Origin of the sequence: Streptomyces sp. BE20, from assembly GCF_036322525.1 — a bacterium.
Taxonomy (GTDB): Bacteria; Actinomycetota; Actinomycetes; order Streptomycetales; family Streptomycetaceae; genus Kitasatospora.
Genome location: NZ_JAQYWW010001221.1, coordinates 36,000 through 54,504, shown reverse-complemented (window position 1 = coordinate 54,504; position 18,505 = coordinate 36,000). Strand labels below are relative to the sequence as shown.

Below are 18,505 nucleotides of genomic sequence, written 5' to 3'. Positions count from 1 at the left end.
CGGACGGGCCGACTTCCTGTGCGGGAGGGTGCGCGAGGGTGCGCGAGGGCGGGTGAGGGCGAACGGACGGGCGTCAGGCGGCCTGGCCGCGCCAGCGGCGGTAGGCCGGTTCGAGGCCGGACAGGATCGTGTCGAACCTGCGCGTACTCGTCGTGGAGTCCACCTGGAGACGGCTGATCTGGAGCGGGTGGTTGGGGAGGCGGGGGCCGAGACGGTGGTCGGAGAGGAAACCGAGCCGGTAGCCGAGTTCCTGCAGGACGGTTTCGGCGCGCGGGTCGTGGCCGCCGTCCGGGTAGGCGAATGCGGTCGGCGGCTCGCCGAGCCAGCGGGTGAGGGCCTCGTGGGCGCCGGTGATCTCGGCCCGGACGGTGGCGTCGTCGCAGCGCCCGAGGCACGGGTGCCCCTGGGTGTGGTTGCCGATCGCGACGCCGCCCTCGCGGAGCGCGAGCAGGTCGGCGGGCGTGAGCTGGTCCTGGCCGGGCGGTCGGCGGTCGGCGCTGACCCGCAGTTCCTGGAGGCTGCGCCGGCGGTCCGGGTCCGGCATCGCCTTGAGCCGGCGGAGCAACTGGGAGGGGTGTCCGCAGTCGAGTGACCGGGCGCGCCCGCCGTGCCGGGCGAGGAAGTCGGCCTCGTGCCACCAGAACGGCTTCTCCGTCCCGATCAGTTCGGAGATCACGAAGGCGGCGGCCGGGATGCCGCGCTCGTGGAGGGCGGGCAGCGCGTGGGTGAGGACGCTGCGGTCGGCGTCGTCGAAGGTCACCAGCACGCTGCGGGCGGGCAGCGGACGCCGTTCGGCGACGGCCTGCTGCACGGCGGCCAGCGAGACGGGTGTGGCGAGTCTTCGCAGCCGGTCCAGCTGGGCGCCGAAGGAACGGGGGTCGGTCACGCCGTGGTAGGCCAGCACGGCGAGCCGCTGCGCGGCCCGGGCCCGGAACAGCGGCTGGACGGGCGCGAAGCGGAGCCACGCCCCGCGTGCGTCCGCCGGACAAGCGGCGTCGGCGCCCCGGGCCGGGCGCGGCACCGGGAGGGGGGCGGGCCGTGGCACGGGCCGCAGGCTCCGGCCCGCGGCCGGGCCGGTGAGCGACTGCCCGCCGAGCGGTTGGCCGGTGAACGCCTCACCCGCGAGCGCCTCACCCGCGAGCGCCTCACCCGCGAGCGCCTCACCCGCGAGCGCCTGGCCCGCGCGTGCCTGCCCGGCGACCGGCTGCCCGTCGGTCGGCGAGGTGGTGGCGGGCCCGGTGACCGGAACGGCCACGGGCGTCGGCACGGCTACGGGGCCTGTGGGTTTCCGCCCCACGGATGTCCGCCCGGTGGCCGGGGTGCCGGCCGGCGGCAGCGGTCGCAGGCCCGGGCGGGCCCTGACCGTGGCCGCGGTCCGGGCCATGGAACTGGAGGTCGATGTCGTGGACTGGGACTGCGGCACGGTTCCCCCTCGGTCGCCGATGCGGCGTGGCGGTACCGCCGGAGGACGGAGCCCGGCCTCCGACTCCAGGGCACGGCGGCTCCGCCCCCTGGGTATCTCCGGTCCACGGCGGGGACTCCCAACCCGCACCGCGGACGGCTCCTGGATCGCTCAATGTAATGGAGACAGGTACGGCGCGTTGATGGTTGTACCGGACAGTCCAGGTTTTTTCGGTGATCGGAAACCCGGCGGGAACGAGGCCGGAATGCACGCTCGGGGCGTGCCCCGGACGGTGCACCGGAGTGTGGGGGAACCGACCGGGGACAGCCGGAATGGGAAGCCGCTGCCGGGTGGGGGAGCCGGCCGGCCGGCGCGCGTGATCGTCGCCCAGCGTGTCCGGGAAATGACGTCCTGCGTGCTGCCTCCGCCGCCGCACCGGGGTACCTTGGGCTCATGGCAGACGCGGAACGTGATCACGTCCACCCGCACGGCGCGACCCGGATGGACCGGTTCTGGCACGGAGGCGCGCTGGTCACCCACCAGGTGCCGCTGGCCCTGGTCGGCCTGGCCTGTCTCGCGCTGGGCATCGTGGTGGCCGTCGCGGTTCCGGACAGTGACGGTCCGGCGTGGGCGATGGCGGTGGCGGGCTGCCTCGCGGCCGGCGTCCTGCTGCTCGGCCGGATCGGGTTCGCGCTCTTCCGTCACCGTCGCCGCGCGACCGTCTGATCTTCCCGGGAACGGGCCCGGACAAACCCGATCGCAGAGTGAACGCCCGATCGAGCCCAACCGGTCAGATCGGCCGGTTTCGGCCCATCTGTCAGCTCCTTCTCGCTTCTTTCACAATTCCAGGGCACCAGCCCCACAGTTCCCCCTACTGTGATTCTCGTCCGGGCCGCCGACCGGCCCGGGTGCGAGGCCATTTGCCGACGCCGGGGAGGGTGTCGCAGAGGGGGGAACGATGAGCGGCACCGCCGTGCCCGGAACGGCCCCGGCCACCGGGGGGATCCGGATCCAGGTGAAGCGCCAGCTGGCCCGCCTGGTCGGAGCGAGCCCCGGCGAGGGGGCCACCGTCCTGATCTACCACCGCGTCGGCGGAGGCAGCCCGGACGAGCTGGACGTCACCACCGCGGAGTTCACGGCCCAGGCCGACCTGCTCGCCGAGCTGCCGCCCGGCCGGGTGGTGTCCCTGGACGAGGCGACCGACCGGATCGAGGCCGGGCGCCGCACCCCCGGCGCCGTCCTCACCTTCGACGACGGCTTCGCCGACGTGTACCAGAACGCCTGGCCGCTGCTGCGCGAGCGCCGCCTCCCGTTCACGATCTACCTGGCCAGCGGCCACGTCGGCGGCGAGATGCGCTGGGCGGGCTCGACGGCGAGGACCACCGGCGCCCCCGCCCTCAGCTGGGACCAGTTGCGCGAGATGACCGCCTCCGGACTCTGCACGGTCGCCAACCACACCCGCAGCCACGCCCGCCCCGAACTGCTCTCCACCGGCGAGCTCGACGCCTGCAACGACGACGTCGAGGAACACCTCGGCGTCCGCCCCCGGCACTACGCCTACACCTGGGGCGTGCCCGTCCCCCCCATGGAACCGGCCCTGCGGGCGCGGTTCCGGACCGCCGCGACCGGCGAGGTCGGCCGCAACGTACCCGGCGTCGACCCGGTCCGGCTGCGCCGGGTGCCCGTCCGCCGCACCGACCCCATCGACTTCTTCCGCGCCAAGCTCTACGGCCGGCTGATCCCCGAGCGCGCCTACGCCCGGATCGTCGCCACCGCGAAGGCGGTGGGCGCCCGTGCCTGAGGGCCTGCCCTTCCCGCGCCTGCGCGGCCCCGGTGGCCGCCCGCTGCGCGTCGCGCACCTCACCACCGTCGACATGAGCCTGCACCTCCTGCTCGCCACCGAGCTGAAGGTCGACCTGGAGGCCGGGTTCGCGACCTACGGGATCAGCGCGCCCGGCCCGTACGTCGCCGACCTGGAGGCGATCGGGGTGCGGCACGAGCCGCTGCACGCGCTCACCCGGGCCTGGCAGCCGCGCGCCGACGCCGCCGCCGCCCGCGAGCTGTTCGCCGTGCTGGACCGGATCCACCCGGACGTGCTGCACACCCACAACCCGAAGACCGGTGTGCTCGGTCGCGTGCTGGGCCGGCTCGCCCGCGTCCCGGTGGTCGTCAACACCTGCCACGGGCTCTGGGCGCAGGCCCACGACCCGCTCGCCAAGCGGGCCTTCGTGCTCGGTGCCGAGTCCTTCGCGGCCCGTTTCTCGCACGCCGAGCTGTACCAGAACGGCGAGGACCGCCGTACGCTGGCCCGCGCCGTCCCGGCCCGCCGCTCGCGGGTGGTCGGCAACGGCGTCGACCTCGCCCGGTTCGCCACCGACCCGGGTGACCGCGCCCGCATCCGGGGCCGACTGCGGGCCGAACTTGGCGTCGGACCGGACGAGTTGCTGGTCGGCGGGGTCGGCCGACGGGTCGCCGAGAAGGGCATCCGCGAGTACGCCGAGGCCGCCCGCGCGCTGGCCGGCAAGGCCCGGTTCGTCTGGATCGGACCGGACGACCCGGACAAGCCGGACGCCCTCGGCGCCGAGTCCGGGGTCGACTTCCCGGGCCCGCGCAGCGACATGCCCGCGGTCTACGCCGCCCTGGACGTCTTCGTGCTCCCCTCCTACCGGGAGGGGTTCTCCCGCTCCGCCATGGAGGCCGCCGCCGGCGGCCTGCCGATGGTGCTCAGCGACATTCGCGGCTGCCGCGAGATCGGCACCCACGACGAGCACCTGCTCCTCGCCCCGCCCGGGGACGCCCCGGCCCTCACCCACGCGCTGGACCGCCTCCTCACCGAGCCCGGCCTGCGCGACCGGCTCGGCGCCGCCGTCCGGCGCCGAGCCACGGAGCGCTTCGACCAGCGCGCCGTGGCAGCCGTCTCGCTGGAGACCTACGCGGCCGTCGCCCGCGCCAAGGGACTGCCCTGGACGGTCGGCTGAGCCGGCCCGCCCACCACACCGCATCAGGGGGAAGGACCGTCATGAAGCGAGGGGGGGACCTCGCGGTCACCGTCCTGGCCGGGATCGTCGCGATCCCGCTCGGCCTGGTGATCGCCCTGCTGATCCGCTGCACCATGGGCGGACCGGTGCTCTTCCGGCAGACCAGGACCGGGCTGCGCGGCGAGGAGTTCCAGATCCTCAAGTTCCGCACCATGCGGGACAGGTGGTTCCCCGAGGAGGAGGACGCGCCGCGGATCACCGGGCTCGGCGAGCTGCTCCGCAGGACCAGCCTGGACGAGCTGCCGCAGCTGTGGAACGTCGCGCGCGGCGAGATGGGCGTGATCGGGCCCCGGCCCACGCTGCCCGAGCAGGTCGTCCACTACTCCCGCCGCCAGCGCGGCCGGCTCGACGTCCGCCCCGGCCTCACCGGCTGGGCGCAGGTCCAGGGCCGCAACTCGATCACCTGGCCCCAGCGGATCGAACTCGACCTCTGGTACGTGCAGCACCGATCGCTCCGGCTCGACGTGCGGATCCTCCTGCTCACCGTCAAGGTGCTGCTGCGCCCGGCCGGCATCACCGCGGCCGGCGGGGTCAACCCTGGGTTCCCGGCGCCCACCGAGCCTGCCGAGGCCATCGCGCCCGCCGCGTCCGTCCCCGTCCCCGCCCCCACGCCCGCGTCCCTGCCCGCGTCCGCGCCGGTCCCCGCGCCGGCACCGCCCGCGCACCAGCCGTTCCCCGCCGGTATCGGCCTGCCCCGGCAGGCCACCGGCCCCCGGCGAGCGGTCGCCCAGCGACTGGCCCGGCCCGTCGTCACCGCCGTCGAGGAGGCGTCCTGACGCCGCGACCGGGCAGGATGGCCCGCATGCCTTCCGACACCGCCCGGCCCGGGCTCTGGATCGCCGGCGCCGGGGGCGTCGGCCGCGAGGCGCTGGACACCGCGCTCGCGGCCGGCGTCCCGGTCGCGGGCTTCCTCGACGACCACTCGCACGGCGCCACCGTCCGCGGACTGCCCGTCCGCCGGCCCGCCGACCTGGGACGCGGCGCGCCCTACCTGGTCGGCATCGCCGACCCGGCCGTCCGGCACCGGCTCGCCGCCCTGCTCGACGGGCTGGGCGGCGAGCCGGTGACCCTGGTCCACCCCCGGGCGCTGGTCGCCCCCGAGACGGTACTCGGGCCGGGCTGTCTGGTGATGGGCGGCGCGTACGTCTCCAGCAGCGTCCGGCTCGGCGCGCACAGCCAGGTCCACTACAACGCCACCGTCGGCCACGACACCGTGTGCGGCGAGCGGGTGACGGTCTATCCGGGCGGGAACGTCTCGGGGTCGGTGCTGCTCGCCGACGCCGTCACCGTGGGCTCGAACGCCGTGGTGCTCCAGGGCCGCAGGGTCGGCACGGGCGCCTTCGTCGGCGCGGCGGCGGTGGTGACCAGGGACGTTCCCCCCGGCGAGGTGGTGGCCGGCTCCCCGGCCCGACCGCTGCGGAGAACCGCGCCCTGAGGCCGGGACGGCCCGGATAGGCTACCGGGCATGGCCATTCCCGAGTTCCTCGCCGACCTGCGCGCCGTGGTCGGCACCCGCATGCTCTGGCTCAGCGCCGTCGTCGCGGTCGTGCTGGACGACGACGGCCGGGTGCTGCTCGTCCAGCGTGCCGACGACGGGCGGTGGACGCCGCCCGGCGGCATCCTTGACCCGGGGGAGCAGCCCGCCGACGGCGCGGTCCGCGAGTGCCTGGAGGAGAGCGGCGTGGTCGCCGTCCCCGAGCGGTTGGTCTCGGTCACCGTCTCGCCCGAGGTCACCTACCCCAACGGCGACCTGACGCGGTACCTGGAACTCGTCTTCCACTGCCGGCCGGTGGACGGCGAGGCGCGGATCAACGACGACGAGACGCTCGCGGTCGGCTGGTTCGGGCTGGACGAGCTGCCTCCGATGGAGGAGAAGGAGCTCGGGTGGATCCGCCACTCCCTGGCGGACCGCGCGGCGGCGGTCTTCACCTGGCAGGGCACCGAGCGCGTCTGACGCGGCGGCGGACCCCGAGCGGCGGGTGGCGGAGCGGCGGGCGGCGGCTACAGCGTGCGGAACCAGGCCGCCGTCTGCTCCAGACCCTCGCGCAGCGGCACCGGGCGGACGTCCGGGAAGAGCTCGCGCAGCCGTGCGTTGTCGGCCTGCGAGTCCCGGACGTCACCGGCCCGCGGCTCGGTGTGCGCGACCTCGACCGGGTGGCCGAGCACCGACTCCAGCTCGCCGACCAGCTCCAGCAGCGAGGTGCGGGTGCCGAACGCGAGGTTCACCGGATCGGCGTGCACCACCCGGCGGACGACCGCGTCGCTGATCACCTGGGCGACCGTGCCGACGTAGGTGAAGTCCCGGCTCTGCCCGCCGTCCCCGTGCACGGTCAGCGGGCGTCCGGCCAGTGCGGCGTCGAGGAAGGCCGGCACCACGGCCGCGTAGGCGTGGCCGGCGGGCTGCAGCGGGCCGAACACGTTGAAGAACCGCAGCGGCAGCACGCCCAGCCCGTAGCAGTGGTGGTAGGCCGCGAGGTACGCCTCGGTGGCCAGCTTGCTGACCGCGTACGGGCTCATCGGGGCGGTCCGCATGGTCTCCCGCTTGGGCAGCTCGCGGTTGGCGCCGTAGACGGAGGAGGACGACGCGGCGGCCACGTACGGCCCGCCGGCCCGGCGGGCGGCCTCCAGGACCTCCAGGGTGCCGGTGGCGTTGGCGTGGTGGCTGGCCAGCGGGTCGGCCACCGAGCGCGGGACGGACGGCAGCGCGGCGAGGTGGACCACCGCGTCGGCGCCGGAGAGGGCCTCGTCCAGCAGCGCGCGGTCCAGGACGGTGCCCTCGAAGAGGACCGCCCCCGTCCCGGCGAGGTTGCCCTTGTGACCGGTGGAGAGGTCGTCCACGACCCGTACCTGGCTCACCTCCGGCCGGTCCAGCAGGGCCCGGACCAGGTTGGCCCCGATGAATCCGGCTCCGCCTGTGACGACCACGCGCATGGCTGAGGTTCCCCCCTCCGACCACCGGGCCCGCTCGGCCGGTTCTGCGCCGATGGTAGCCGGGCGGTCACCGGCTGTGGGGTGGAACCCCGAGAACGGCCGGAACCGGCGGAGCGCCGAGAACGGCCGGAACCGGCCGGGACCGGGAACCGCCTGAACCGCTGGATCCGCCGGCGGATCCACCCGGGGCCGCACCGCTCGGGGCCGCCCGGGGCTGCTCGGGACCCCGGTCGGTCGGGGCGGCGCTCAGCCCTTGTGCTGGCGGTAGCCCTCCTCGGCCGCGTCCAGCACGGCCGCGAGGTCGCCCCCGGCCGTGGCGGTGGCCACCGCGGCCACCGCGCCCTCCACGAACGGGGCCTCGGCGAACCGGACGGGGAACGGCAGCCCGTGCTCGTCCGCGTCGGCGAGCAGCGCGCGGACGGTCGCGACCGCACTCCCGAGGTCGGCCAGGATCACCACGCCGTGCCCCTGGTCGACCCGGCGGGTGGCGGCGGCCACCAGCACCGCGCTGATGCCGGGACCGTCGACGAGGTCCCCGCCGGTCGCGGCGACCGGCGCGGGCGAGTCGGAGTCGGCGAGCGAGAGCGCCATGGCGCGGACGGCGGCGGCCAGCTCCTGGCTGTGCGAGACCAGGACGATCCCCACCCGGCCGTGTGCGGGCGGGCGGCCCGGAGCCGGCCGGGGCAGCGGCGTGCGGCCGGGCGGGGTGCGGGGCGCCGGAGGGTGGGCCGAGGGAGCCTCGGAGATGGGGATGACATCGGCGCGGGTGCCGTCCCGGCGGCTCATCGGCTGCTCCTGGGGGAGTGTGGCGGGGCGGGGGCGGTGGGGGCGTTCCACACTCTGGCAGCTCGCCCGCCGCCCGTCCGTGCGGGACACGCCCTAGCACAGCCGGGGCGGTGGCGGGCCCGCTGACAGGCTGTCGGCCCCGGCCGGAGGAGGTCCGGGCATCCCGCTGACCGGGGCGGCGACCGTGACTAGGCTGGGCCCGTCCAGGCCGTCGGGAGGAGAGACCAGTGGTGGCAGCCAACAGCGGGACCGAGGTGGATGCGGTGGAGCCCGTGGAGCTCGGCGTGAACGGGAAGCCGAAGGTGGACTTCGCGGGGGCCACCTGGCTGTGCAGCAGCCAGGGTGTCGGGGACGTCCAGATCGCCTTCGTGGACGGCTACATCGGGATGCGGGACGGCCGCCAGGAGGACGGCCCGGTCCTGGTGTTCACACCGGCCGAGTGGCGGGCCTTCGTGCTCGGTGCGCGGGACGGCGAGTTCGACCTCACCTGAGGTCCGGGCGGTTCCGGCCGGCGGCCGGACCGGTCCGGCCGCCGGGCGCCGCGACCGGGTGTCCGGCCCCTTCGGGGGAGGTCCGGAGCGCGTCCGGTGCCGGCCCGGACCCCCGGGTCGGCACCAAGGTCTCTGCTGGTCATCTTTCTGATCACATTTGAGCGCGCGCCGTCATAATTTCTGTTGACTGTTAGACAAACGCAGCTCAGAGTATGAGCACAGACAGACGCCGTGCCCACCGCCCCCACGCGGCCAGACACGGCGCCTGCTGTGTAACCCGACAGCGCTGCCGGGCTTCCTCCCAGTCATCCCCTGCGCACCGGGGTGCGTCGGCCGGTCCCGGCCCCGAAGGGCCGGCAGTCGCCGGGAGGTGTGGCGCCGGAACCGAGAGCTACTCGGAGACCGGTGCCTGTGCTCGGGACCCGCACGCCCCCACGCGGCGGCGTCCCGAGCAGGTCCACGGGAGCGACGGGCCGGGGCCCCGCGGACCTTGCTTGTGTGCATGGAACTGTTGGCTTGTGTGCTGTGCTGTGTGCGACGACGAAGCTGGGTGCTCGGCACTTCGGCACGACGGTGTGCACAGTGAGGGATACGCGTGTAGGGCCGCGTTGCGACATGCCGTCCCCCCGAAGGGTGAAACCCAGAACGGCTGTCGTGCTGAACCGAACGTAGCCCGGACGGTTGCTCAGAGTCAACATTGGTCTCTGAGCGTGGATCTCCGTCCGGCGCCCCACCCACCCCGTGAGCGTGGTGTGCTTGGCACGTACGATGTTCCCATGTCTTTTCTCCGCCGTCGCTCCGGCCAGCCCACCGGCCCGGACTTCGACGTGCTCGCCATGGATCCGGGCGACTGGCCCGGTGACTTCGGTGCGGCCATGATGACCGGTCCCGACGGCTCCTGCCAGGGGATTTTCCTGCGCTACGACCTGTTCGGCGGCAGAGGACCGGCGATGTTCATCGGCAATCTCCCCGAGGGATCGCCGGCCCGGGACACCGGGGACAGCGTGCCCTTCGAGGTCCGGCAGCTGCTCGCGGCCCTGGAGGACGAGGAACCGGTCGAGTTCGTCTCGGCGGAGGACTTCCCGGTCCTGCTCGGGGACGACCTGCTCATCGTGAAGAAGGTCAAGGTCAGCGAGGGCCGGGTGTTCTGCTCCCAGTTCGGCCGGAGCGACGGAGTGCAGGTCACCATCGCCTCCTGGGACCGACCGATTTCGGACGACCTCTACCAGTTGCTCAAGCCGCTGCCCGCGGACATGTTCCAGCAGGGCTGATCGGTCGCCGGAACCCTGCCCCGGAGGGCAGGGTTCCGATTCCCGTTCGGTGCACCGCCGGGTGGCCCGTTCCGGCCCACGGGCGCTGCTTGACGGTTTCGATCACGGCTTCGTACAGTCGCGAACATGTCGTGCCGTCTTCCGCTGCTGACCCGCCGCAGCTATCTCGACCTGCGGCGTACCGCCAGCGCTGCGTGTCCGGGCTCCTGAGGGGGATTCGTCCCCGAGGCGGCGGGCGGCCGGCCGGGCGGCCGGCGCCGATCCGGGGGCGGGCGTTCCGCTGACCTCCGGGGCCGCCCACCGGTACCGCGCGCCAGTCCGGCGTGCCGCCCGCAGATGCCGAGCCCACGCTGCCGCCCGGAGGCACCAGCACCATGACCACCACCGCTGCCGACCAGTCACCCGCCGCCCAGTCGCCTGTCGCGGCCGCGCTCGCCGGACTGCCCCGGGTCGTCGATCTGCTGGCCGCGCGGGCCGAGGAGCACGACCGCGACGCCACCTTCCCGTACCAGGGCATCGAGGCGGTGCACGAGGCCGGGCTGCTCACGCTGACCGTCGACCGGCGGTACGGCGGCCCCGGCGGCACGCTCGCCGACACCGTCCGGGTGCTGGCCCAACTCGGCCGGGGGGACGCCTCGGTGGCCGTGGTCACCGCGTTCACCCTGCTCCAGCACGCCGAACAGGCGCGAGTGGCGGGCTGGCCGACGGCCGGCTACCGGCGGCTTCTCAACGAGTCCCGACGCGGCCCGGCGCTGGTCAACACCCTGCGCGTGGAGCCCGGCGGCCGGACCGGGGCGCCGCCCGCCACGATCGCCCGGCGGGACGGTGACGGCTGGCTGCTCAGCGGCCGGAAGACCTACTGCACCGGCGCCGAGGCGCTGGCCTGGATGGCGGTGACCGCGCGGACCGACGAACCGGTACCCCGGATCGGCACCTTCCTGGTCCGCGGCGAGAGCGAGGGCCTGGAGATCGACCCGACCTGGGACCAGCTCGGCCTGCGCGCCAGCGCGAGCCACGACGTGGTCCTGGAGGAGGTGCACGTCCCGGCGGAACTCGCGCTGGGCCTCACCCCGCCGAAGGGCGGAACCGTGAAGGGCGGGGCCGCCGCTCCCGGAGCCGCCGCCGAGGCCGTACCGGCCGCCGAACTCAGCCGCGCCTGGCACGATCTGGCGCTCTCCGCGGTGGCCGTCGGGGTCGCCCGCTCCGCCCAGGACTGGCTGGTCCGCTTCCTGCACCAGCGCACTCCGGCCAATCTGACCGAGCCGCTCGGCAGTCTGCCCCGGTACCGTTCCGCGCTGGGGGAGATCGAGGCCCAGTTGATCGGCGCGGAGGAACTCGTCCACGGGCTGGCCCCGCGGGTGGACCGGGCCGAACCGGACGCGGTCGCCCGTACCGGGCCGGCCCATCTGCTGGCCTCCCGGGCCGCCATCTCGGCCGTCCAGCAGGCCGTTTCGCTCACCGGCAACCCGGGGCTGAGCCGGCGTCACCCGTTGGAGCGCTACCTGCGCGACGTGCTGAGCAGCCGGGTCCACCTGGCCCCGGACGAGGCCGTCCTGGAGGCCGCCGGCCGGGCGGCGCTGGAGCGCGGCGCCCGGCCCTGAGCAGGGGGACCGGCCCGCTCAGCGGGTGCCGACGGCCGCCCGGACCGCGCGGCGGGCCAGCGCGGCGTCGTCGTAGAGCCGCCGGATCATGATCCGCTGCTCCTCGCCGGCGCCCGGCACGTCGTAGAGCCGGATCTCCCGCATCAGCACGAGGACCAGGTTGACCAGGAACGCGTCCCGGGCCATCGTGCCGCCGCTCTGGGCGAGTTGGCTGATCTGGCGGCGGGCCGCGGTGTCCCCGGAGAGCACGCTCCACAGCACCGCCAGGTCGTACCCCGGCAGGTACCAGCCGGCCTGCTCCCAGTCGACCAGCACCGGACCGGAGGGCGCCAGCAGCATGTTGCTGAGCAGCGCGTCCCCGTGGCAGAGCTGGAGCGGGACGTGGCCGAGCCCGTGCAGGAGGCCGCGCAGGTCGCCGGCGTCCCGGTCGGTGAGCTGGCCCACCGAGTGGTACCGGGCGATCTCCAACTGGTAGTCCAGCCGTGGCTGGAACACGTCGGTCGGGGGCCGCCAGAGGTTGAGCGTCCGGACGGCGGTGAGCAGCGCCCGGACCTCGCCCGGGGTGGGCGCGTTGACCGGGTGGCGCTCGCGGGCGGCCGGACGGCCGGGAACGCGCTCCATGACGAGCACGCAGCGGTCGTGGTCGGCCGCCACCAGGCGGGGCAGCCGCACCGGCGGTCGGTGCCGGACGAACGCCCGGTAGACCGCGACCTCGTGGTGGAAGTCGCTCACCAGCTGTTCGAAGTGCTCGCTCCGCACGGCCTGCGGGGCCAGGCACTTGGCCACCACCGGCGCGCGGCCGATGGTGCCCGCCACCAGGATGTGGCGGCTCCCCTCACGCAGCACCTGGCGAGGGGTGAACGCGGGGCATATCCGGGCGACACCGGCGAGCGCGGCCCGCACGGCGGGGGTCTGCAGCGCCGCGGGGTCGATCCGTTCCTGGACGCCGGACTGGCCGGGGCGCAGCATCCGGCCGTCGCCGGGGCGGGCGGCGGGGATCCGCGCGCCCGGCGCCCGGGTGCCGACGGGGAGGGCGGAATCCGGCGCCCGCAGGCCCAGCGCGGTCCGGGCGGCCTGGCCCCGCGGGTCCGCGGACCGGCCGTCGGCGCCGCGGGGGGCGGCGGGCCGGGTCGGCGGCACCTGCTTCGGTCCGGGACGGCCGGTGGCTGCGGTGGGGGGGCGCAGCGCCGCGCGGGTCGCGGTCGGCGTCGGGGAGGTCGCTGAGGAGTACATGGGGTGAGGGAAGTTCCTTCCTGTCCGTCTGCGGGTGAGCCCCGCCGGTGCGGGGAGGGCCGGTGCCGCGTGCTTCCTGGCGTGACGGCGGCCCTTGCTCGGTCCGGTGGGTGGCGCGCGGGCTCCGGGCACGGACGCCGGGGTCGGAACCCCGTGCTGCGGCGGTGGACCGGCCGTCCGCACCCTGGGGAATGCGGTCGGCCGGTACTGCCGTGGCCGTGCCCGGCGCCCCCGCGCCACCCGGCCGCGCCACCCCCTCGGGTGAGAACCGGGGACGTTCCGCGACCCGAAGGGGGGAACCCCTCCAGGGCCTGGAACACCGCCCGACCCGGGGGTCGGGGTGGCGCACCTCTACATCACACCCGAATGCCGGTGGTTGGTAATGTGGCGGGCCCTGGCGAAGCCTGGCGAATGCTCGCCTGGCACATGACGGAGCCTCTAGCCTCGAACCAGCCGAGGAACCTGGGGGCTTCACGTGAGCAGGGGACCCAACACCCGACTCGCCGATCTGTTCGTCCTGACCGGATGGTCGAAGGGCGAGCTCGCGCGGCTGGTCAATCGGCGTGGTGCCGCGATGGGACAGCAGCAGCTGTCCACCGACACCTCGCGGGTCCGGCGGTGGATCGAGCAGGGCGAGGTCCCGCGCGACCCGGTGCCGAGGGTGCTGGCAGCTGTGTTCACGGAGCGGCTCGGCCGTGTCGTCACCACTGAGGACCTCGGTCTGGAACGACACCGGCCCACCAGGAACGGAGCGGCGCAGTCCGCCATCTCGTCGTTATGGGAGCCGGATCGAACGGCCGCGGTCCTCACCGAGTTCACGGGAATGGACCTCATGCTGAACCGACGTGGATTGGTGGGCGCGGGTGCTGCGCTCACGGCCGGGGCGGTCGTCGCCGACTCCCTGAAGGGCTGGCTGGGCGGGGACGCGGTCGCGTACGCGGCCTCGGCGCCCGGCCCGAGACCGGTGGTCGCCCAGGGCGGCGCCCGCCCGGTGGTGGACCTGTACGACGCGGGCCCGGTGGGGCCCGGCGAGGTGGAGGCGCTGGAGCGCTCGGTCCAGGTGTTCCGGGCCTGGGACGCGGCCCGGGGCGGCGGCCTGCAGCGGAAGGCGGTGGTCGGTCAGCTCAACGAGGTGGGCGGCCTGCTGACGCACCGCCACGGCGCCGCCGTGGAGCAGCGGTTGTGGCTGGTCGCGGCCAACCTCGCGGTGCTGGCCGGCTGGATGTCGCACGACGTCGGCCTGGAGCCGACCGCGCAGAAGTACTTCCTGCTCGCCGCCGAGGCGGCGAAGGAGGCGGGCGACCGGCCGCGCGCGGGGGAGGCGATCTCCCGGGCGGCCCGGCAGATGGTCCACCTCGGGCGGGCCGACGACGCGATCGACCTGATGGCGGCGGCCAAGTCGGGCGGCGGTGGCCGGATGCTGCCCAGGACCCGGGCGATGCTGAACACCGTGGAGGCCTGGGCGCACGCCTCGATCGGGCACGCGCAGGCGACCCGGCGGCTCCTCGGGGAAGCCGAGGACCTCTTCGCCGAGGAGGTCACCGGTCCGCCGCCGTCCTGGATGCAGGTCTTCGACGAGGCGGAGCTGCGCGGGATGCAGGCGCTGGTGCTGCGGACGCTCGCCGAGCACGATGCGTCGGCCGCGGCGGACGCGCGCCGGCACGCCGAGCGGGTGATCGTGCTGCGCGAGGGTACGGGGCAGCTGCGTTCGGCGCTGTTCGACCGCATCACGCTGGCCTCGGTGCACTGGATCACGGGGGAGCCGGACGCGGCGGACTTCCAGGTGAAGATGGTGATGAACCTGATCGGCCAGAACTCCTCGCACCGGACCTGGGACCGGTTGCGGGAGATGTACCGGCTGACCGCGCGCTACCGGGGGGTCCCGGCGGTGGACGAGCTCAGGGCCGAGCTGGGGCGGGAGCTGCGGTCGGCGGACGCGACGAACCGGCCGCGGCCCGCCTGAGAGCCACGCCGTCCGAGAGCCGGCCGCTTCAGGGCCGGATCGGCTGAGGGGCCCGCTGCCCCGACGGTCGCGCTGCCCGAGGGGCGAGTTGTCCCGACGGTCGCGCTGTCCGATGATCGGTCGGCCGGTGGGTCGCCGTGTCGGGTGCCTGCCCGCCGGCCGCCGTCTGCCGGGCGGGGGAGCGGACCGGAGCTTGTCCGACAGGCAAGCCCTAGGAGGAGTGCGCCCGGCGGAGCAGCATGCGCAGGGCGGTCACGGTGCCGTCGGTGCCGACCACGGGCTCGCCGGTGTACTCGACCGTGTCGTGCCCGCCGCCGGGGCGGCGGACCTGGAGGGTGCCGAAGGCGTGCCGTCCGTGGACCAGGGCGTCGGTCATCATCCGGCGCAGCTGGGGGCGGTCGGCCTCGTCCAGCCGGTCGGGCAGGCGGTCCAGGCTGAGCGGGCCGCGGCCCGGGTCGCAGCCGAGCAGCCGGTAGGCGTCGGCGGACCACCGGGCGTCGTCGGTGAGCAGGTCCCACTCGGCCGAGCCGACGGTGGCGGAGTCGGGCGGCGCCTGCGTGGTGCCGTCCACTCTCTCGCCCGCCGGGCCGTCGCCGCCCGGCTGGCCGTCCCCGTGCGCCGGGCCGTCCCCGCCGGGCGGGCCGCCGGCCGCAGTCCTCGCGCCGAGCGCTCCGGTCTCGGCCGTCACGGCGGCCGGCGTGGTGGCACCGGCGGCGCGGGGTGGGCGGGTGACGGTGTTCGGCATGATCATGGCAAGTCCAATGGTCCCGAGGTGATGGGCGGGCCGGCCGGATGGTGAAGTCGACTGTCGCACAGCGGCATCACCCTCGTGGGCGATTTGGACAGAACGCAGGCAAATTTCCCCCGGCATATGCCAGTGCGCACAAAGGGTCGGTCGCCCTGTGTGCGGCGGGGTGCCCGAGGCGGTAACCTTCGGTGATTCCGGCGCCCGGGCGCCCACCGCAGTACCCACCAGAGACCCCGGCGACGGAAATCCCGTTGCCACTACGACCGCCGCAACGGATGCTGACCTCATGTTCGAGCCAGTGATAGCACCTAGTGCCAGCCTCCTCGGCCTCCTTCAGCGAGGTCGCGGTGACGGGCAGCTCCATGCGCTGGCCGCCGACCGCACCGAGGCCATCGCCGCGTTGGAGGAGTGCGTCACCAGGGATCCGAGAGCCGACTGGCAGGTCGAGAACCGCTCCCTCTACTACGCGCGCCTCTACATGGAACTGGAGGCGCCGCTCGACGGCATCGAGGACCACCTGCACTCACCGGAGGACCTCCTCGACGAGGGCGAGTCCCGGACCGGCCTCGCGCTCTCCGTCCTGGGCCACCTCGCCGCGTACGGCCGGCGCGACGCGCTGCTGATGCTCCGCGAGTACGCCGCCACCGGCACCAACTGGGCCTGGGCCCTCGACGAGCTCGCGCTGCGCGACGACGACCGCGGCCTGCTGCTGCTCGGCACCGCCGTACTGGACCGCTTCGCGCCGGGCCCCGAGGGCGACGCCGAACTGCGGGAGACCATCCGGTCCGCCTACGAGCCCCGGCCCTGGCGGCTCTGGGCGGCGTACCACCCGCGGGTCGCGGCGGCAGGCGAGCAGTCCCCGTTCGACCTCTGGCAGCGCCAGCTGAACCGCAGCGGCGTCACCCCGGGCTGGTCCACCGCCGACGTGCTCGCCTGGGCCGACCAGGGCGAACTCGGCAGCCTGCGCGCCACCGCCTTCGCCGGCCGGCCGGACCGTACCGAGCCGGCCTACGACCTGCGGGACGGCCGTGACGCCACCGGCCCCGACGCCGTGGACCGCCGGGCCGCCGCCGCCGCCCGCTGCCTGACCGCCGTGGTCCGGCCCGAGGACCGCCCCGCCGTGCTGGAGGCCGCCCGCTCCGGACTGCCCGGCGCGCGCCGGGCCGCCCTGCGGCACCTGGTGGACCAGCGTGACCCGGCCGCGGCCGACCTGATCGAGGCGGCCGCCTCCGACGTGGACGACCGGCTGGTCCGGTTCGCCCTGGAACTGATCGGCCGGATGCGCGGCCCGGAGGCGCTGGTGCACGCCCGCCGCTGGGCCGACCCGGCGACCGGCGGCGCCGACAGCGCCCTCGGCGAGGCCGCCGTCCAGCTGCTGGCCGACGCGGGCGAGCCCGCCGACGGCCCGCTGGTGGTGGCCGGGCTGCGCCGGTGGATCTCGGTCCGCGGAGTGGCCGGCGCCGGTGCCGGGCTCGGGACGCTGGTCGACGGTGCGGGGCGGCTGACCGTCGCCGCCGCCGTCCCGGTCCTGCGCCACATCTACGGGGAGTCCGCCTCCTCCGACCTGCGCGGCCGCGCCGCCCGGGCGCTCGCCGTGACCGACGTGCACTTCCCCGAGGGGCCGGCCGTCGAGTGCCTCTGGGACTGCGAGGAGTCCACCCGGGAGCTCGCTGCGAGGCACGTCGCCACCACCGGCGACGCCCGCGTGCTGGAGCGCCTGCGCCGTCTCGCCGCCGATCCGGCCGAGGAAGCCGAGGTCCATGCCGCCGTCCGGGGCAGGCTGACGGCCGCCCGGGAGCGGAGCCGGTAGGCGTCGGTGACGACGAGTTCGTCACGACCGGTTCGTCATGACGGAGCGGGCCGGTCCACCTGGTGAGGTGGACCGGCCCGCTCCGTCGTTTCGTCGGTGGAACGCGGTTCTACCTGCGGCCGCGACCCTGCCGGTGGGGGGTCACTTGGCCACCACGCCGGCGTCGGGCGTCAGGGTGCCGACGGACACCAGGACGATGATCAGGATCCCGAGCGCGATGCGGTAGACCACGAACGGCATGAAGCTGTTGTTCGAGATGTACTTCAGGAACCAGGAGATCGCCGCGTAGCCGACCACGAAGGCGATCGCGGTGGCCAGGACGGTCGGTCCCCAGGCCGGGGCCGGCCCCTCGCCGATCTTGAACAGCTCCAGCACGCCGGAGGCCAGCACGGCCGGGATCGCCAGCAGGAACGAGTAGCGCGCCGCCGCCTCGCGGCTGTAGCCGAGCAGTAGACCGGCGCTGATCGTGCCGCCGGAGCGGGACACACCGGGAATGAGCGCGAGCGCCTGGGCCAGGCCGTAGCCGGCCGCGTGCGGGAGGGTCAGGTCGGTGATCGGCTTGGCGTGCCGGACGGCCCTGGTCCGGTCTGCGATCGCCAGGACGATGCCGAAGACGATCAGCGTGGTGCCGATGATCCGCAGGTCGCGCAGGTCCTTCTCGATGGTGTCCTGGAAGAGCTTGCCCAGGATGCCGATCGGCAGGGTGCCCATGATCACGAACCAGCCCATCCGGGCGTCCTGGTGCGAGCGGAGCGCCGGCCGGAACAGCGAGAGCGTCCAGGTCTTCACGATCGAGGCGATGTCGCGGCGGAAGTAGATCAGCACCGCGGTCTCGGTGCCGAGCTGCGTCACGGCGGTGAACGCAGCACCCGGGTCCTGCCAGCCCAGCAGGGCGGGGAAGACCCGGAGGTGGGCGCTGGACGAGATCGGCAGGAACTCGGTGAGCCCCTGGATCAGGCCGAGGACGGCCCCGTGGAACCATTCGATCACCGGACACCCGCCAGGGGTATCCGTCGCTCGATGCGCATTCAGCGGTCCTTGTTGGTCGGTGCGGGAACGGGCCCCTGCGGTGTGCGGCCGGCGCATGCGAGTGGCACGGTCCGATGGCAGGCGAACCACCGGTCCCGCCCGGCGCTCGGGCCGCGCGCGGGCCCGGCGTGCGCCTGATGCTACGCCGTTCAGGTGACGGGCTGACGCTCGCCCCCGCCGCTGCGTGCAGCGCCCCGGCCGA

17 protein-coding genes are annotated in these 18,505 nt (G+C 74.9%); 11 read left to right on the top strand and 6 right to left on the bottom strand.

Annotation, left to right across the window (positions count from 1 at the left end; all coding sequences use genetic code 11):
• Positions 1–73 precede the first annotated feature (73 nt).
• On the bottom strand, positions 74–1,267 hold the full coding sequence (locus PUR61_RS42075; protein WP_329885246.1) for a polysaccharide deacetylase family protein: 1,194 nt from the start codon (positions 1,265–1,267) through the stop codon (positions 74–76).
• Positions 1,268–1,855: 588 nt separating this feature from the next.
• On the opposite strand from PUR61_RS42075, the gene PUR61_RS42070 reads away from it, so the two are divergent.
• The 6 genes from PUR61_RS42070 to PUR61_RS42045 all read left to right on the top strand — a co-directional run bounded on the left by PUR61_RS42070 (position 1,856) and on the right by PUR61_RS42045 (position 6,394).
• Positions 1,856–2,128 carry a hypothetical protein gene (locus tag PUR61_RS42070; RefSeq protein WP_329885245.1) on the top strand — a complete coding sequence of 91 codons (273 nt, stop codon included), beginning with the start codon at positions 1,856–1,858 and terminating at the stop codon, positions 2,126–2,128.
• 232 nt (positions 2,129–2,360) lie between these two features.
• Positions 2,361–3,203, top strand: coding sequence for a polysaccharide deacetylase family protein (locus tag PUR61_RS42065; RefSeq protein WP_329885244.1), 843 nt, complete (start codon positions 2,361–2,363; stop codon positions 3,201–3,203).
• On the top strand, positions 3,196–4,380 hold the full coding sequence (locus PUR61_RS42060) for a glycosyltransferase family 4 protein (protein ID WP_329885243.1): 1,185 nt from the start codon (positions 3,196–3,198) through the stop codon (positions 4,378–4,380). Before PUR61_RS42065 ends, PUR61_RS42060 begins: the two co-directional genes overlap by 8 nt.
• A 41-nt stretch (positions 4,381–4,421) precedes the next feature.
• Positions 4,422–5,216: a sugar transferase gene (locus PUR61_RS42055; protein WP_329885242.1), complete on the top strand. Its 795-nt coding sequence runs from the start codon at positions 4,422–4,424 to the stop codon at positions 5,214–5,216.
• Between the two features lie 26 nt (positions 5,217–5,242).
• Positions 5,243–5,875, top strand: a complete 633-nt coding sequence (locus PUR61_RS42050; RefSeq protein WP_329885241.1) for a NeuD/PglB/VioB family sugar acetyltransferase — start codon at positions 5,243–5,245, stop codon at positions 5,873–5,875.
• 30 nt (positions 5,876–5,905) lie between these two features.
• On the top strand, positions 5,906–6,394 hold the full coding sequence (locus PUR61_RS42045) for an NUDIX hydrolase (RefSeq protein WP_329885240.1): 489 nt from the start codon (positions 5,906–5,908) through the stop codon (positions 6,392–6,394).
• A gap of 47 nt (positions 6,395–6,441) precedes the next feature.
• Here the strand turns inward: PUR61_RS42045 and PUR61_RS42040 are convergent, their stop codons facing one another.
• Both PUR61_RS42040 and PUR61_RS42035 read right to left on the bottom strand, forming a co-directional pair.
• Positions 6,442–7,371 carry an NAD-dependent epimerase/dehydratase family protein gene (locus tag PUR61_RS42040; RefSeq protein ID WP_329885239.1) on the bottom strand — a complete coding sequence of 310 codons (930 nt, stop codon included), beginning with the start codon at positions 7,369–7,371 and terminating at the stop codon, positions 6,442–6,444.
• Between the two features lie 246 nt (positions 7,372–7,617).
• Positions 7,618–8,157 (bottom strand): PTS-dependent dihydroxyacetone kinase phosphotransferase subunit DhaM, encoded by a 540-nt coding sequence (locus PUR61_RS42035; RefSeq protein ID WP_329885238.1) that lies wholly within the window; start codon positions 8,155–8,157, stop codon positions 7,618–7,620.
• A gap of 263 nt (positions 8,158–8,420) precedes the next feature.
• On the opposite strand from PUR61_RS42035, the gene PUR61_RS42030 reads away from it, so the two are divergent.
• From PUR61_RS42030 to PUR61_RS42020, 3 genes are all read left to right on the top strand, one after another.
• Positions 8,421–8,648, top strand: a complete 228-nt coding sequence (locus PUR61_RS42030; RefSeq protein ID WP_380363265.1) for a DUF397 domain-containing protein — start codon at positions 8,421–8,423, stop codon at positions 8,646–8,648.
• Positions 8,649–9,424: 776 nt separating this feature from the next.
• Positions 9,425–9,919 carry a hypothetical protein gene (locus PUR61_RS42025; RefSeq protein ID WP_329885237.1) on the top strand — a complete coding sequence of 165 codons (495 nt, stop codon included), beginning with the start codon at positions 9,425–9,427 and terminating at the stop codon, positions 9,917–9,919.
• 374 nt (positions 9,920–10,293) lie between these two features.
• Positions 10,294–11,520, top strand: a complete 1,227-nt coding sequence (locus PUR61_RS42020; protein ID WP_329885236.1) for an acyl-CoA dehydrogenase family protein — start codon at positions 10,294–10,296, stop codon at positions 11,518–11,520.
• 18 nt (positions 11,521–11,538) lie between these two features.
• Here PUR61_RS42020 and PUR61_RS42015 read toward each other — a convergent pair whose 3' ends face one another.
• Positions 11,539–12,753 carry an aminoglycoside phosphotransferase family protein gene (locus PUR61_RS42015; protein ID WP_329885235.1) on the bottom strand — a complete coding sequence of 405 codons (1,215 nt, stop codon included), beginning with the start codon at positions 12,751–12,753 and terminating at the stop codon, positions 11,539–11,541.
• A 475-nt stretch (positions 12,754–13,228) separates the two neighbouring features.
• On the opposite strand from PUR61_RS42015, the gene PUR61_RS42010 reads away from it, so the two are divergent.
• On the top strand, positions 13,229–14,716 hold the full coding sequence (locus tag PUR61_RS42010; protein WP_329885234.1) for a DNA-binding protein NsdB: 1,488 nt from the start codon (positions 13,229–13,231) through the stop codon (positions 14,714–14,716).
• 211 nt (positions 14,717–14,927) lie between these two features.
• On the opposite strand, the gene PUR61_RS42005 is transcribed toward PUR61_RS42010, so the two are convergent.
• Positions 14,928–15,467 carry a hypothetical protein gene (locus PUR61_RS42005; RefSeq protein ID WP_329885233.1) on the bottom strand — a complete coding sequence of 180 codons (540 nt, stop codon included), beginning with the start codon at positions 15,465–15,467 and terminating at the stop codon, positions 14,928–14,930.
• Between the two features lie 283 nt (positions 15,468–15,750).
• On the opposite strand from PUR61_RS42005, the gene PUR61_RS42000 reads away from it, so the two are divergent.
• Positions 15,751–17,274, top strand: a complete 1,524-nt coding sequence (locus PUR61_RS42000) for a HEAT repeat domain-containing protein (RefSeq protein ID WP_329885232.1) — start codon at positions 15,751–15,753, stop codon at positions 17,272–17,274.
• A gap of 141 nt (positions 17,275–17,415) precedes the next feature.
• Here the strand turns inward: PUR61_RS42000 and PUR61_RS41995 are convergent, their stop codons facing one another.
• Positions 17,416–18,261, bottom strand: coding sequence for an undecaprenyl-diphosphate phosphatase (locus tag PUR61_RS41995; RefSeq protein WP_443035338.1), 846 nt, complete (start codon positions 18,259–18,261; stop codon positions 17,416–17,418).
• Positions 18,262–18,505: the final 244 nt, after the last annotated feature.

Coding starts and splice junctions, on each gene's coding strand:
- PUR61_RS42070 (WP_329885245.1), top strand. CDS start 1,856: ATGGCAGACGCGGAACGTGATCACGTCCACCCGCACGGCGCGACCCGG.
- PUR61_RS42065 (WP_329885244.1), top strand. CDS start 2,361: ATGAGCGGCACCGCCGTGCCCGGAACGGCCCCGGCCACCGGGGGGATC.
- PUR61_RS42055 (WP_329885242.1), top strand. CDS start 4,422: ATGAAGCGAGGGGGGGACCTCGCGGTCACCGTCCTGGCCGGGATCGTC.
- PUR61_RS42050 (WP_329885241.1), top strand. CDS start 5,243: ATGCCTTCCGACACCGCCCGGCCCGGGCTCTGGATCGCCGGCGCCGGG.
- PUR61_RS42045 (WP_329885240.1), top strand. CDS start 5,906: ATGGCCATTCCCGAGTTCCTCGCCGACCTGCGCGCCGTGGTCGGCACC.
- PUR61_RS42040 (WP_329885239.1), bottom strand. CDS start 7,371: ATGCGCGTGGTCGTCACAGGCGGAGCCGGATTCATCGGGGCCAACCTG.
- PUR61_RS42035 (WP_329885238.1), bottom strand. CDS start 8,157: ATGAGCCGCCGGGACGGCACCCGCGCCGATGTCATCCCCATCTCCGAG.
- PUR61_RS42025 (WP_329885237.1), top strand. CDS start 9,425: ATGTCTTTTCTCCGCCGTCGCTCCGGCCAGCCCACCGGCCCGGACTTC.
- PUR61_RS42020 (WP_329885236.1), top strand. CDS start 10,294: ATGACCACCACCGCTGCCGACCAGTCACCCGCCGCCCAGTCGCCTGTC.
- PUR61_RS42015 (WP_329885235.1), bottom strand. CDS start 12,753: ATGTACTCCTCAGCGACCTCCCCGACGCCGACCGCGACCCGCGCGGCG.
- PUR61_RS42005 (WP_329885233.1), bottom strand. CDS start 15,467: ATGATCATGCCGAACACCGTCACCCGCCCACCCCGCGCCGCCGGTGCC.
- PUR61_RS42000 (WP_329885232.1), top strand. CDS start 15,751: ATGTTCGAGCCAGTGATAGCACCTAGTGCCAGCCTCCTCGGCCTCCTT.